Source organism: Streptomyces justiciae, from assembly GCF_015163075.1.
Lineage (GTDB): Bacteria > Actinomycetota > Actinomycetes > Streptomycetales > Streptomycetaceae > Streptomyces > Streptomyces justiciae.
Map to the genome: position 1 here is coordinate 23,334 of NZ_JADDXU010000015.1, position 13,689 is coordinate 37,022.

Consider the following 13,689-nt stretch of genomic DNA (forward strand, 5'->3'; position numbering starts at 1 on the left):
ACTTGCGTCTTCATCGAACGACGTTCTACTGTCGAACGGCGTTCCAGTATCGAACGCCGTTCGTTAATCGAATCCCGTTCTCACGCTTCCGCACTCACGCATCCCGTTCCCACGCCGCGCGTCCTGCGACGACCGGCGACGTCCCGACAGGAGGCCGGCCATGACCGCGACCACCACCACCGAGTCAGCTTCAACCCGTACCTACTCATCCCTGCGCGCGGCCTGGATGCCGCTGGCCGCGCTCTGCCTGGCCTTCTTCGTCGAGATGGTCGACAACACCCTGCTCTCGATCGCGTTGCCGACCATCGGCCGCGATCTCGGCAGCGGCACCACCGCCCTGCAGTGGGTCACCGGCGCCTACTCGCTCACGTTCGGCGGTCTCCTGCTGACGGCCGGCTCCCTGGCCGACCGCGTCGGACGCCGACGCGTGCTGCTGATCGGCCTCGCCGTGTTCGGCCTGCTGAGCCTGTGCGTCGTCGCCGTCGACTCCGCCGGGCAGCTCATAGCCCTGCGCGCCGGGCTCGGCATTGCTGCCGCCGCCATGGCGCCCATCACCAACTCGCTCGTCTTCCGGCTGTTCGACGAGCAGACGCTGCGGATGCGTGCGATGACCCTGATGATCGTCGTCGGCATGTCCGGGTTCGTGCTCGGCCCGCTGCTGGGCGGTACGGCGCTCGCCCACGTGAGCTGGCAGTGGCTCCTGCTGATCAACGCGCCGATCGCGCTGATCGCCGGCATCGGGGTGCGGCTCGGAGTCGCCGCCGACCGTCCGCAGGACCTCACGAACGACAAGCTCGACCTGCCGGGCGCCGCCCTGAGCGTCCTCGCCATCGGCCTGGCCTGCTACGCGCTGACCAGCGGCGTCGAGCACGGCTGGCTCTCCACGATCACGCTCGCGTCGATCGGCGGAGCCGTGGCCGCGGGCATCGGGTTCGTACGGCACGAGCGCCGCAGCGCGGCGCCCATGCTGGACCTCACCCTCTTCTCCAGCGGGACCGTCCGCGGCGCCGCCATCGCCCAGATCGGCACGTCCATCGCGATGGCCGGCGTGATGTTCGGGCTCATCCTCCACTTCCAGTACGCCTACGGATGGAGCCCCGTACGGGCCGGCCTGGCGAACCTGCCGATCATCGTGACGATGATCGTCGCGACCCCGCTGTCGGAAGGGCTCGCCAAGAAGTTCGGCCACCGCATCGCCTGTCTGGTCGGCGCGGCCTGCCTGGCCGGTGCACTCGCCGGACTCGCCTGGGGCGTCGACCACGGCTACGTCGCTATCGCCGCCTCGATGGTCGTAATGACCATCGGACTGCGCACCGTCATGACGATCTGCGCCATCGCCCTGGTCGACGCGATGCCCGACAACCGCACCTCGATCGGCGCGGCGCTCAACGACACCGCCCAGGAGGTCGGCACCAGCGTCGGCACCGCCGTCGTCGGCACCCTGATCGCGGCGCTGGTCACCACGCAGCTGCCCGCGGGCGCCTGGAGCAGCGACCTCGTGCACTCCTTCTTCCACGGTGAGCGGATCATCTACGGCGTCCTCGCGGTGCTCGTCGGCCTGATCGCGACAGCCGGCGCCCTCACCCTGACCGACTCGCACACGGTGGAGGAGCCGGCCGAGGGTCAGTGACCGGATCGCGGCCACGGCCGGTGGTGACCGCGCAGCGAACGTGATCAGCCAGGACGGAGGTGCATCCTGGCCCTGCCACGCGCCCCGTCCCCGCTCCGCCAGGTCCCTGCCTGGGCCGACCGGAGGTTGCCCGGGTGTGCGCGTGACCGCGGCAGGGAACCCGTCCCCTGATCGTGGAGCGGCGGAAGGGGCCCTGTGGCAGCGGTGTCGGACTCGGATGCGGAGGGGCCGCACGGAGGCGGTGAAGAGAGCGGACACGCCCCGGATCCGAACCGGTGGCGTGCGCTGTGGGTGACTCTCGTCGCCGGATTCATGAGCCTGCTCGACGTGACGATCGTGGCGGTGGCCCTGCCCACCATTCAACGTGGTCTGGGCACCACACCCGCCCAGGTGCAGTGGGTGGTCTCCGGTTACGCCCTGTCGTTCGCCCTGGCCCTGGTCACCGCCGGACGGCTCGGCGACGCGCTCGATCGGCGCCGTATCTTCCTGCTGGCCCTGAGCGCGTTCACCCTCTTCAGCGCCGCGTGCGGCGCGGCCCCCGACATCGGCCTGCTGGTGGCGGCCCGACTGGCCCAGGGCCTGGCCGCCGGTTTCATGGCCCCGCAGAACTCCGCCCTCATCCAGCAGATGTTCCGCGGCGCCGAACGGGGCCGCGCTTTCGGCTTCTTCGGCGCCACCGTGGGCATCTCCTCCGCCGCCGGGCCTCTCACCGGCGGGGCCATCCTCGCCCTCGCCGGCTCAGCCGACGGCTGGCGGTGGATCTTCTTCGTCAACGTGCCGATCGGCGTCATCGCCGTTCTGCTCGGGCTGCGCCTGCTGCCGCGCGTCGAACGCTCCGGACGAGGATCGGTGGACGTCCCCGGCATCGCCCTGCTCGGTCTGGGAGTCCTGGCGGTCATGTATCCGCTGGTGCAGGCGGATGCCGGCGGCCTCGGGCGGCTGTGGTGGCTCTTTCCCGTGGGCGCGGTGCTGCTCGTGCTCTTCACACGGCGCCAGTTCCGCCTCGTCGCAGGCGGCAGACAACCCCTCCTGGACCCGCGCTTGTTCACCACCGTGCGCGGCTACGCCGTCGGCGCGGGCGTCGGCACGCTCTACTTCATCGGCTTCAGCGGGGTGTGGCTCGTCTTCGCCCTCTTCTTCCAGCGGGGGCTGGACTTCACCCCGCTGCAGTCCGGGCTGGCGGTCACTCCCTTCGCGGTCGGTTCGGCCGCCGCCGCGGTGACGGCCGGCCGCCTTGTGGACCGCTTCGGCCGCCTGCTCACCGTGTGCGGGCTGAGCGCGGTCATCCTCGGCCTGGGCACCACCGCGCTGCTGCTGTGGCTCGTGTCGGACGACGCGGCGCACTGGGCGGCGGCGCCGGCCCTCTTCGCGGCGGGCATCGGCGGAGGCTTCGTGGTCTCCCCGAACATCACCATGACCCTGCGCGAGGTCCCCGTCCGTATGGCCGGGGCGGCGGGCGGCGCCCTCCAGACCGGCCAGCGCCTCGGCGCGGCCGTGGGCACCGCGGCGCTGCCGGGCATCTACTACCTCGTCCTGGGCGACACCGACCACTACCGCACGGCCCTGCTGGCCGCCCTCGGCGTGGCCCTCGCCGGCATGACCGCGTCCCTGGCGCTGGCCGTGACCGACTGGCTGCGTGATCGCGGCGACGAGGCCTCGCACCGCCGCTGCCCGGACGAAGTCGCCAACAACCCGGTCCACTCCCGTCAGAACTGAGCGGGCCGGCTCGGCCCTGAGGCGTGGTGCCTATCGGCCCGTCTCCTCCTTCCGGGACCCGCCCTCCGGCTCCGCGCTCGGCCATGTCGGCCCGCCGCGTGGCGTGTTCCCCGCGGTGAGGTGCTCGAGCACCTCGACCAGCTCCTGGCAGGCCCGTTCCACCGAGCGTCGGGTGTTGCGCTGCTCGGTGATCACGGCGGAGAGCAGCAGGGCGGTGAGGGCCATGGTGCCGTTGAACGCCTGCAGTTTGATCATCACTTCGATCCGGTCCAGGCCTTGGAAGGGGCCGGCTCTCTCCGTGGCGGCGACGGTGGCCACGACGGAGGTGAAGAGCGCGCAGAGCATGCTGCCGACCAGCTGGAAGCGCAGGGCTGTCCAGATCAGCAGCGGGTAGACGAGGAACAGCACGCTGAGGCTGCTGTGTGTGACCAGTAAGACGGAGCCGCAGGTGATGAGGGTGAGCCCTGTGGCCTCCTGCCAGCGGGAGAGGCTCGGGGGCCAGCGGGCCCGGTGGAGCGCCAGCAGGAGCGGCGTGACGATCAGGACTCCCATCGCGTCGCCCACCCACCACGCCAGCCATACCTCCCAGAAGCCGTGACCGTGCAGCCGGTCCGTGATCACGAGCATGCCGACGCCCACCGTGGCGCTGATCAGCATGCCGGTCAGGGCGCCGAGGAACACCAGGGCCAGGCCGTCCCGCAGTCGGCTCAGGTCGGTACGGAAGCCCACCGCACGGAGCATGAGAAACGCGCAGACGGGTGCGGCCGTGTTGCCCACCAGATTGCCGAGCACCTCGGGTCGCAACGAGGTGAGGTGCATGATGACGAGCAGGGAACCGAGGGTGATGCCGGGCCAGACGCGCAGCCCGAAGATCAGCAGAGCGGCCACCGCGATGCCGGTGGGCGGCCAGATGGGGGTGAAGACCGCTCCCTCGACGGCCAGATTGCGCAGCAGCCCGAGCCGCCCCGCGGCGTAGTAGCAGCCGGCGACGGCCAGCACCTGGAGGGCGACGACGCCGGTCCGGCGCAGATTCTCGGTACCCACCACACAAGCCATCAGACACCGACGCGGCCGTTCCGGCGACGCGGGAGCGTCGGCATTCCGCCCTACAGCTGAGCTTCGGCTCCTTCGTGGCCGACGACCAGTACGGCGGCGTCGTCCTCGTGCCCCACCTGGTCGGCGCCCCGGATCACGGCGGTGGCGAGCGAGCTCGCGTCCATGCCCGCTACGGCGGCGATTCCGGCGAGTCGTACGACCTGATCCAGACCCTGGTCGACCTCCATGGAGGGCCCCTCGACGACGCCGTCCGTGAGCAGGACGAACACGCCGCCCGTGGTGAGCCGGTAACGGGTCACGGGGTAGGTCATGCCGGCGTCGACACCCAGCGGCGGACCGCCCTCGTCGCCGCCGACGCCGGACTTTCCGTCCGCCGTCGCCCATACACAGGGGATGTGCCCGGCGCGGGCGCTCTCCAGCACCCCGGTGGACGGGTCGAGGCGCATGAAGGTGCAGGTGGCGAAGAGGTCGGAGCCGAGGGACAGGAGGAGGTCGTTGGTCTGTGCGAGGAGCTCGCCGGGGTCACTTGTCACGGAGGCCAGTGCGCGCAAGCAGACGCGTACCTGCCCCATGAAGGCGGCGGCCTCGATGTTGTGGCCCTGTACGTCCCCGATGGACAGCCCGATCCGGCCGTCCGGCAGATAGAACGCGTCGTACCAGTCTCCGCCCACGTTGAGACCGTGGTGCGCCGGCACGTAACGCACGGCCAGGTCATAGCCGGGCGCCGTGGGCATCTCCGCGGGCAGCATGCCGCGCTGCAGGGCGATGGCCAGCTCGACCTGGGACCGCCGCAGCTCCGCTTGCTCGCGCGCCTGGGCCGTCAGCGAGCCGAGTCTGGCCAGCAGCTCGTCGCCGTCCTGCACGGGACCCCTGCGGGACATGGGCCGCTCCGAAGGATCTTCGCCGTATTTCAGAGTATTAGTTTCAAATTACTCATAATGGATGATAGCGGCGCTGAGATTCCTAGGCGGGGGCGGGGGATTTGGGAAGGCGGAGCTGGAAGCATGCCCCCAGGGTCCGGGGGGTGAGGGTGAGGGTGCCGTGGTGGCGGTGGGCCAGGTCGCGGGCGATGGCGAGGCCCAGGCCGGTGCCGCCGTGGTCTCGGGAGCGGGCGTCGTCGAGTCGGACGAAGCGTTCGAAGACGCGCTCGGCGTCCTCGGTGGGCACCCCCGGTCCGTCGTCGTGCACGGTGAGGACGACTTGGTCGTCCTCGTTCCGGACGGTGATCTGGATGCGGTGCTCGGCGTGGCGGACGGCGTTGTCGACGAGGTTCCGCAGCAGCCGCTCGTATGCGTCGGGGTTTCCGCGTACGTACGCGGGGGCTTTGCTGTCGCAGGTGAGGGTCAACGGCCGTTCGGCGAGGGGGTATTGCTCGGTAAGCCGGCAGGCGAGGGCTGTCAGGTCGACGGTTTCGGAGTCGGTTGCGGGGGCGCGGGTGTCGAGGCGCGCGAGGAGCAGCAGGTCTTCTGCGAGGGCCTGGAGGCGGCGGGTCTGTCGTGCGGCGGTGGTGGCCGCGGCGGGCCAGTCGGTGCGTTCCGGGTAGGCGAGCGCGACTTCCAGGCTGGTGAGGAGTGTGGTGAGCGGGCTGCGCAGTTCGTGGGCGGCGTCCGCGACGAAGCGGCGTTGCTGGGCGGCGGCGGTGTCGAGGCGTTGGAGGGTCGCGTTGATGGTGGTGGCCAGGGCGGCGATCTCGTGGCCGGTGGCGGGGACGGTGACGCGTTCGCGAGGGTCGTTCGGGGTGACCGAGGCGGTGAGGACGCGGATGGCCTCGACCGGCCGCAGCGCGATGCGGACGGTGAAGTATGCGGCGGCGGCGATGAGTACGAGGCCGACGAGCCCGGCCCGCAGCAGCAGGCCGTCGGTGGTCTCGGTGATCGCCTCGGCCGTGTCCGGGAGTACCACCACATAGGCACGTAGCGTGGCGTCGGCTCTGACGCCCAGAGCGGCGGCCTTGTCGCTGCTCAGTGCACCGGCGTTCACATCGGCGTACAGGACCGGGTAGGTCCCGCCGGCCAAGTCGAATTCATTCCCAGGGTCGTAGTCGCGGCGCACCGGTATGCGGAGGGGACGGACCGTGTAGGACCAGGCCGCATCATCATCCGGTGGTGCGGGGTGCGCGGACGGTGTGGGCAGCACATGGCCGGCGCCGGGATCGAAGTTGTCCATGCCTCCGCCCGAGGCGACAGCGGAGCGTCGGCCGGTCGCGACGACCTCGTACGGCACGGCGCTCCTGCGCACGGGAACCACCCCGTCGTTCAACTGCTCGACGAGGGCGAGGAGATGCTTCTGGGCTTGTTCCTCGGCGATCTGCGTGCTCTGGCGGTAGACCTCGTGGTGTACCCACCAGCCGATGCCGGTGAGGATCACGGCGGCGGTGACGGCGGCGGCCAGGGCCGCGCGGGCTCGTACCGACCGCGGCCACCAGCGGCGCCGCGGCTCAGTCGCGCTCACGGTCGTCCACCAGCCGGTAACCGACACCGCGCACGGTCTGCAGGGACTGCCGCCGGAACGCGGCGTCCACCTTCTTGCGCAGGGCGCTGACGCGCGCCTCCACCAGGTTGGGATCCCAGGCTTCGTCGGGCCACGCGTGGTACAGCAGATCGGCTTTGGAGACCGCCTGGCCCGCCCGTCGTGCCAGCAGCTCCAGTACGGCGAACTCACGGGGGGTGAGCTCCACCCGCACCCCGGCCCGGCGACAGATCCGGGCGGCGACGTCCAGCGAGAGGTCGCCCACGGCGAGGACGGTCGGGGCGACCGTGACGGATCGTCTGACCAGGGCCCGCAGCCGTGCGACGAGCACCACGTAGGAGAAGGGTTTGGCCAGGTAGTCGTCGGCCCCCGTGTCCAGTGCCTCGGCCTGATCCCATTCGCCGTCCTTGGCGGTGAGGACCAGGATGGGGGTGGAGTTGCCCTCCCGGCGCAGTTGGGCGCAGACCTTGTAGCCGTTGAGTCCGGGCAGCATCAAGTCCAGGACGACAAGGGCGTATCCGCCGGTACGGGCCATCCACAGTCCCTGCCGCCCGTCATGTGCGAGGTCGACGCTGTAGCCCTCGGCGCTCAGGCCGGTGTGCAGGGTGCGGGCGAGGTCCACCTCGTCTTCGACCACCAGGATGCGCATGCCGTGCAGCCTCGCACAGCACCGGTCCGCCTTCCTGATCGGCCGGTCAGGTTGGGTCAGCATTGCGTCAACGAGGTCTCGGCACGCTGGCGGCGTTCTCGCTCCCGTTGAAAGGACCTGCCGCCGATGCCCGTTGCCGCACGTGGCCCCGCCCCGGCCAGAACAATTTCCATGCCCCTACGTCGACCATCACCGAGCCGGGGCAGAGCAGTTGTCGTCATCGCCCCGCTGTCGCTGACCATGGCGCTGGGGCTGTGGGGTATCCGCCGGCAGAACACCATGTGGGGGGACGAGGCCGTCACCCATCAGCTCGCGCACCGCGACCTTTCGCAGATCTGGTACACCGCCCAGCATGTTGATCTGGTCCATGCCGTCTATTACGCCGTCATGCATGAGCTGTTCGCTCTTTTCGGCGGGGGGCTGCTGACCCTGCGGCTGCCGTCTGTGCTGGCAACGTCCCTCGCTGCGAGCGGAGTCGGGCTCATAGGACTACGCCTGGCGGGCCCCCGCGTCGGGCTGCTGGCGGGACTGGTGTTTCCGCTCCTTCCCCAGGTACAGAAGTACGCGCAGGAAGGCCGCTCCTATGCCATGGTCTGCGCCCTGGTCACCTGGGCCACCTACGCACTCGTGGCAGCCGTCCCGCACCACACGCAGTGGCGGTGGGCGGTCTATGGCTCCACCATGCTCGTGGCCTGCCTGCTCCATGAGTTCGCGGTCCTCGCCCTGGCCGCACACGGCGTCACGCTCGTCGTCTCCCGCATCCCACGACCGGTGCTCGCGGCATGGAGTGTCGCGGCCGCGGGTGTGGTGGCCGGCCTGTCGCCGCTGGCGATCTGCAGTGTGGGGCAGTCAGGGCAACTGTCCTGGATCGACGGACCGGTGCGACCCGGCTACTTCGTGGTCGTCGCGGTGGTGGGCGCGGCGTGTGCCCTGTTACCTCTGGGGAGGAGGGGGACCGTCGGGCTTTCCGCGCTTGCGGTGCCGATTCTTGTACTTCCGGGCCTTCTGCTGCTGATCGCCTCACTGGGCAAGCCCCTTTTCGTCGACCGGTACGTGCTTTACAGCAACATCGGAATCGCCTTGCTGCTGGGCGCCGTAATCGACTACATCCACCGGCGTCAGCGGTATCGCCGTACCGCGTGGATCGCGGCCGTTGCCGTACTGGCCGCACTCGTCCCGCAGAGCCTGTCGCTGAGAACACCCCAGGCCCGAAGCAACGACGCCACAGCCATCGCCGCTGCCGTACGCAAGGAAGGTCGCCCTGGCGACGGGCTGCTCTATCTCTCCGGTCAGCACCGAATCCTGACCGCGGCCAACCCCTCGGACACCCGTTTCCTGACAGATCTGGCCCTCGCACAGGACCCTGTCTCCTCGAACACGCTGGCAGGTGTCGAGCTACCCGCTCAGGACATCGCGGCGCGCATGCTGGATTTCGATCGGATCGTCGCCGTCCGTGCGACGGGTGCGCACTCGCTGACCAGCCCGCAGGAGGCAGCGAAGACGAGCATCCTGCGGCGCTGTTTCCGCGAGGACGGAACAACCCATGTCAACGGGGCGCGGGTCACCGTCTACGTACGAGACGACGAATCGATCAAACGTTCTGCGTTTGACGATGGCCTGCCATGGGGCTGCACTGGACTTATGGATGCTGCGCGACTCCGTTCTAGGGAGAGCAGCGATGCACACCATGGAAACGTTCAACCTTCTGCAGCCGTACAAGATCGCTGAGGAGACGTTCGTCATCCCGTGGGCCCTCGAGGCCCCGCCGGTCGGCCACTTTCCGATGAACTCGATGGTGATCCGAGGAGCCGAGCCGGTTCTGGTGGACACCGGGGCGCCGGCGGTGCGCGCCCAGTGGCTGGAGGCGGCCTGGTCCATCGTGGATCCTCTGAACGTACGGTGGATCTTCCTCACCCACGACGACCGCGACCACGCCGGCAACCTCCTGGCGGTTCTCGCCCAATGCCCGAACGCGACCCTGCTGACCACGTGGTTCTCCATCGGCCGCATGGCCGAGGAGTGGGAGACCCCCATCAACCGGTGCCGCTTCATGACCGACGGCGACACGATCGACGTGGGTGACCGCACCCTGGTCGCCAAACGACCGCCCCTGTACGACAACCCCACAACGCGTGCCCTCTTCGATTCGAAGACCCGCGTGCTGTGGGCCGTCGACACCTTCGCCACGAACGTACCCACCCCCATGCCAGACGTAGAGGCGTTGTCCCCGGACGAATTCCGCGACGGCCAGTTCTTCGGCGGCCGACTGGTCTCTCCCTGGGTCGCCCTGCTGGACGGCGAGAAGTTCGGGACGGTCGTGGACGACTTCCAGCGCCTGAACGCCGAGGCCGTCGTCGGCTGTCACTGCCCGGTCCTGCAAGGCGCCAAGATCTCCGAGGCCTACGACTTCCTCCGCCGGCTCCCCGAGATCCCCCCGTGGACGGAGTTCACCCAGGCCGACCTCGACCAGTGGATGGCGATCGCCGAGAGCTCGGTACCACGCGAACAGCCGCGGCCGTCGGGGACGTGACTGAGCAGTACCGGTCTCGGCGCGTCAGCCGAGGATCAGGCGCTTCTGGGCCTGCATCTCCTCGTCGGTCAGGATGCCCTGCGCCTTGAGGTCGGCGAGCTGCTTGAGCTGGTCGATCTTGCTGGTCATGTCGTCGCCCATGGAGGACGGCGCCGCGGTCCGGGGCGGGGCTGGAGGTTGGGCGGCAGCCGGCTGCTCGTATGCGAGCTGCCGCTGCTCCTGCTCGGCCCAGCGGCCGGCCTGACGCCTGGAGACGCGGTTGGACACCGCTGTGGCGGTCCCTGAGATCACGGCGGTCCGTGCGATGCCTCGAAGAAGTCCTGGCATGTCGTGTCCTTAGCGTTGTACGCGGTCAGGAGCTGAGGTGGTCTGCTCGAGAGCGTCCAGCGACGCCAGCAGGGCCTGCACCGGGATTCTGCCGCCGGCCACCATCTGGGCGCCGCCGCGGCGCAGCTCGCGGGCCAGCGGCGCGGCCCAGGTGTTCTCGTACACCAGGATCGCGGCGGAGGCGTCGGCCTCCAGTGCCGTGGCCGCGTCCTGCAGGTCGCTGTGGTCGAGCAGGCCTGAGGAGGCTCCTTCGAACACGGTCAGATCGACTCCTTCGCCGAGGTCCTGGAGTTCCAGCCCGGACACCGAGCCGTCCGCTTCCTTACGGACGAACACCAGGTCGAGGATGCGGATGATGCCGCGGTCGACGAGGTCGAGGAGCAGGGGAAATCCCTCTCCCGTCATGCGGTTGCCGGGGAATTCGAGGACCAGGTAGTCGACAGGTCCCATGTCTTCGAGCTCGGTGTTCACGACCACTCCCCACAAGCGGATTCGGTCCATCGTGACGTCCGGAGCAAGTGCACCTGGGCCGGCACGTCGGCGACCGCACGGGTGGCTCCTGTCAGCCCATTGCAGCATCGGGCGGGCGGCGCCGCACCTCATGCCGCCTGGTTCGAGTGCCGTGCCGCGGCTACGTCTGGATGACGAGCCGGACCTGGTCGAACTTGCGTGCGGCGAGATCGTCGGCGCGGATGAGCCAGTAGAGCGTGCCTTCGTCGCCCCACATCATGTCCGCGTCATGGTCGCCGGCGAACTGCGCGAGCAGCACCCAACGTTCGGCTTCGTCGTCCAGCGGTGGGTCACCCCACTCGTGCCTCTCGGCGAGGGTTGCGTTCGCGACGTCGTACTCCACCGGGCCTTGCACGGGGCAGGCGTGGCCGCTGATCTGGTGCTCGACCCGGGTGCGCAAGCGCGCGAAGGCGCGGACGAACGCCGTGAGTTGGGCCGGAAGGTCGCGGCGGTGGCGCGGCCATGCACGTGTGTCGCCGAGCAGTGCCCGTCTGGCCTGTGGCAGCCACAGATCGGGTGCGCTCTGTTCGCTGTCCGCGGTGAGTTCCACACGCGGATACGGCTCCAGGGCGGATGGTGTGTCGGCCGGCAGGACGGGTGTGTTCTCCGGTACGTACAGCACCTGGGCGCCGGCCCAGGTCTCGGGGTCGTCGATGCATACGACGGTGTCGGCGTGTGGCTGACCGTCGAAGTGGAAGAAGAGGAGGGTCCCGTCCCGCGGGAACTCATCGCCGAGCCCTTCTCTGGGCAGAGCGGCACACCGTACCGACGCGATGAAGGCCAGGGGCCCGTGTTCGGGCCATTCGGGCCAGGCGGCCCCGACGGGCAGGTGCGGGGACCCGCCCAGAACGGCCGCGACGTGTCCGCCCGCGTCGGCGCGGCGCAGGCGAACACAGGGGCGCAGGAGCGATGTCCAGCGCTGAGCGAGATCGCCGGGAAGGTGCTCGTCGGCAAGGCGGGAGTAGGGCCCATCAGACATGACATGCATCCTGTCTGATCCCATCGGCACTGCCGTACTGCGGGTCGGCTCCGCTGTTCCGGTAGAAGTTCGCTTCACGAGGGATCTGGCGGGTTGGCCCGTCTGCCTCGTCCGTCATGAGGACAGGTTGTCAACAGGGAGAAAACCGTCCGCTGGGACCGCCCTCCAGGCGACTCAGGGCGAAGTCGATCTTCTGGATGCGGAACATCGCCACATCCACCCGGCCCAGATCCTCCCAGCCTCGCTCGACGTCCAACTACAGTCGTGCGGCCAGGACATCCAGGGAGGGCCGGGTTGCGCTTTCCGCCCTGGTACTGCGTCGCCGCTCCCACTCCGGCTCCGGCCCAGGAACCGCAACCTCCGCCATGGGTCCTCCCCGCACCTGATGTCCCGCTGCGACACCTCACTCTAGAAGTGCGCCCATCGAGGGCAACGAGCAGTGTGGTCGGCAGGCCGCCAGCCCACCGCTGCCCGGCCTCCGTATGACCGGGAACGTGCGCGAGCAGCACCTCGACGCGATCCTGACCGCGTTGAGGTCGAGGCACCGACCCTGTGCGAAGAGGCGGATGGGGGCTGCCCGTCCCTCCCTCACGGCTGGACCGGCGGAGGCTGCGTCTCCCTCAAAGCGAACGCCGCCTCCGTCGTCCGGCACAATGCCTCCACCGCGTGCCGCAGCGAGCGCCATGACGCCAGGCCCAGCAGGACGCCGACCAGTGCGGCGGGCCACCACCACGCGCCGAGGACCGTGAACGCCGCGCTCCACACGAGGGCCTCGCAGGCCGCGTCGTAGGCGTCGCGGGCCTCGGCCAGGGCGGCGCGGGGCGGGTCCTGGGCGCCGAGGAGGAGGGCGGTCCAGCCGGTGACGAGGTCGCCGCCCTGCTGTCTGATCTTTTCCTCGGTGCGGTGGAACCGGTCGCCCGACCAGGTGGGGGACTCGGGCCGCTCGCTCTCGAGGGCGCCGGCCCTGCGCACGTCGAGCCGGGCGGCCCGCAGGGGGTTGCCGTCGGCATTCGCCCGTAGGGATCTCCTGGCCAACTCGTCCGGTTCCACCCAGCGGTGTTGCCGCCATCTGGTCACGAGATCGCCCACCGGCATCAGCCACCACGGCCACGCCCCGGCGGCCAACGCCCCTATCCCGGATGCGAGATAGGGCACCGCGAACGCCGCCGCCACCACCGGCACCGCGAAGAGCACGAGCGAGGCGACGGTGTCCGCGGACAGACCGCCGCCCGTCCGCAGCGCGTCGGCGATCTTCTCCCGTGCGAGGGACAAGTCGTTCCAGTGGGCGTGACCCAGCTCGCCGCCGCCGACGACCGCGACCACGAAGAACAGCACGGCGGGCAGCAGCCGCCGCAGGAACCAGCCGTCGGGTATGCGCTTCTGCAGCTCGATGAGAAGCCCCACGCCGTCAGCCGCCCACCGGACGCATCTCGGAGCCGCCCAGCGCACAGGTCGGTGTCGGGGTCGCGGCCCCGTTGCGCAACTCGACGCGGCCACAACGGTTCTGCTTGGGACAGACCCAGCCGGACGCCCGCGGTATCCGGCGGCCGGGCCAGTCGCCCACACCCATCACCGCGGGCAGCCCCAGCCCGTTGGGGACTCCGCCCGCCTCGACGGCCGCGTGCAGCTCGCGTACGGCGTTCCGCCACGCCTCGCCGGCCGGGTCCGCGTCCCGTACGACCGGGAACGCCGACTCCCAGACGGCGTCAGGGATCAGTGGTCGCAGCTCCTCCGCGTGACGGCACAGGTACTCCACCGCATCCTCGTACACCTTGCGCGCGTTCGCCCCGTCCCCCACGGCGGCCTCCCTCAACGTACCGAGA

13 protein-coding genes are annotated in these 13,689 nt (G+C 69.9%); 4 read left to right on the forward strand and 9 right to left on the reverse strand.

Annotated features, from left to right (window positions below; all coding sequences use genetic code 11):
• The first annotated feature begins 160 nt into the window (after positions 1-160).
• Together IQ210_RS33795 and IQ210_RS33800 are read left to right on the forward strand one after the other, a co-directional pair.
• Positions 161-1,630: an MFS transporter gene (locus IQ210_RS33795; protein WP_194082998.1), complete on the forward strand. Its 1,470-nt coding sequence runs from the start codon at positions 161-163 to the stop codon at positions 1,628-1,630.
• 204 nt (positions 1,631-1,834) lie between these two features.
• Positions 1,835-3,346 carry an MFS transporter gene (locus IQ210_RS33800; protein WP_194082999.1) on the forward strand — a complete coding sequence of 504 codons (1,512 nt, stop codon included), beginning with the start codon at positions 1,835-1,837 and terminating at the stop codon, positions 3,344-3,346.
• Positions 3,347-3,376: 30 nt separating this feature from the next.
• Here the strand turns inward: IQ210_RS33800 and IQ210_RS33805 are convergent, their stop codons facing one another.
• The 4 genes from IQ210_RS33805 to IQ210_RS33820 all read right to left on the reverse strand — a co-directional run bounded on the left by IQ210_RS33805 (position 3,377) and on the right by IQ210_RS33820 (position 7,520).
• Positions 3,377-4,393, reverse strand: coding sequence for an MASE1 domain-containing protein (locus IQ210_RS33805; protein WP_322657292.1), 1,017 nt, complete (start codon positions 4,391-4,393; stop codon positions 3,377-3,379).
• A gap of 59 nt (positions 4,394-4,452) precedes the next feature.
• Entirely contained in the window at positions 4,453-5,283 is an 831-nt protein-coding gene (locus tag IQ210_RS33810) for a PP2C family protein-serine/threonine phosphatase (protein ID WP_194083001.1), read from the reverse strand.
• Between the two features lie 82 nt (positions 5,284-5,365).
• A complete protein-coding gene (locus tag IQ210_RS33815) occupies positions 5,366-6,853 on the reverse strand; it encodes a sensor histidine kinase (protein ID WP_194083002.1) in 1,488 nt (495 codons plus the stop codon).
• Positions 6,840-7,520, reverse strand: a complete 681-nt coding sequence (locus IQ210_RS33820; RefSeq protein ID WP_194083003.1) for a response regulator transcription factor — start codon at positions 7,518-7,520, stop codon at positions 6,840-6,842. The genes IQ210_RS33815 and IQ210_RS33820 overlap by 14 nt, the downstream gene beginning before the upstream one ends.
• A gap of 171 nt (positions 7,521-7,691) precedes the next feature.
• Between IQ210_RS33820 and IQ210_RS33825 the strand changes: the two genes are divergently transcribed.
• Together IQ210_RS33825 and IQ210_RS33830 are read left to right on the forward strand one after the other, a co-directional pair.
• Positions 7,692-9,248, forward strand: a complete 1,557-nt coding sequence (locus tag IQ210_RS33825) for a glycosyltransferase family 39 protein (protein ID WP_228048953.1) — start codon at positions 7,692-7,694, stop codon at positions 9,246-9,248.
• On the forward strand, positions 9,199-10,050 hold the full coding sequence (locus tag IQ210_RS33830; protein ID WP_228048906.1) for an MBL fold metallo-hydrolase: 852 nt from the start codon (positions 9,199-9,201) through the stop codon (positions 10,048-10,050). Before IQ210_RS33825 ends, IQ210_RS33830 begins: the two co-directional genes overlap by 50 nt.
• A 24-nt stretch (positions 10,051-10,074) precedes the next feature.
• Here the strand turns inward: IQ210_RS33830 and IQ210_RS33835 are convergent, their stop codons facing one another.
• The 5 genes from IQ210_RS33835 to IQ210_RS33855 form a co-directional block, all read right to left on the reverse strand.
• Positions 10,075-10,377 (reverse strand): SHOCT domain-containing protein, encoded by a 303-nt coding sequence (locus tag IQ210_RS33835; RefSeq protein WP_194083005.1) that lies wholly within the window; start codon positions 10,375-10,377, stop codon positions 10,075-10,077.
• Between the two features lie 9 nt (positions 10,378-10,386).
• Positions 10,387-10,827, reverse strand: a complete 441-nt coding sequence (locus IQ210_RS33840) for a DUF6325 family protein (protein WP_194083178.1) — start codon at positions 10,825-10,827, stop codon at positions 10,387-10,389.
• Positions 10,828-11,008: 181 nt separating this feature from the next.
• The gene (locus tag IQ210_RS33845) at positions 11,009-11,866 is read right to left on the reverse strand and encodes a DUF1963 domain-containing protein (RefSeq protein WP_194083006.1); all 858 of its coding nucleotides are present in this window, start codon (positions 11,864-11,866) and stop codon (positions 11,009-11,011) included.
• A gap of 588 nt (positions 11,867-12,454) precedes the next feature.
• Entirely contained in the window at positions 12,455-13,270 is an 816-nt protein-coding gene (locus tag IQ210_RS33850; RefSeq protein ID WP_194083007.1) for a hypothetical protein, read from the reverse strand.
• 4 nt (positions 13,271-13,274) lie between these two features.
• Positions 13,275-13,664, reverse strand: a complete 390-nt coding sequence (locus IQ210_RS33855) for a hypothetical protein (RefSeq protein ID WP_194083008.1) — start codon at positions 13,662-13,664, stop codon at positions 13,275-13,277.
• Between the last annotated feature and the right edge of the window lie 25 nt (positions 13,665-13,689).

Coding starts and splice junctions, on each gene's coding strand:
- IQ210_RS33795 (WP_194082998.1), top strand. CDS start 161: ATGACCGCGACCACCACCACCGAGTCAGCTTCAACCCGTACCTACTCA.
- IQ210_RS33810 (WP_194083001.1), bottom strand. CDS start 5,283: ATGTCCCGCAGGGGTCCCGTGCAGGACGGCGACGAGCTGCTGGCCAGA.
- IQ210_RS33820 (WP_194083003.1), bottom strand. CDS start 7,520: ATGCGCATCCTGGTGGTCGAAGACGAGGTGGACCTCGCCCGCACCCTG.
- IQ210_RS33825 (WP_228048953.1), top strand. CDS start 7,692: ATGCCCCTACGTCGACCATCACCGAGCCGGGGCAGAGCAGTTGTCGTC.
- IQ210_RS33830 (WP_228048906.1), top strand. CDS start 9,199: ATGCACACCATGGAAACGTTCAACCTTCTGCAGCCGTACAAGATCGCT.
- IQ210_RS33835 (WP_194083005.1), bottom strand. CDS start 10,377: ATGCCAGGACTTCTTCGAGGCATCGCACGGACCGCCGTGATCTCAGGG.
- IQ210_RS33840 (WP_194083178.1), bottom strand. CDS start 10,827: ATGGGACCTGTCGACTACCTGGTCCTCGAATTCCCCGGCAACCGCATG.
- IQ210_RS33845 (WP_194083006.1), bottom strand. CDS start 11,866: ATGTCTGATGGGCCCTACTCCCGCCTTGCCGACGAGCACCTTCCCGGC.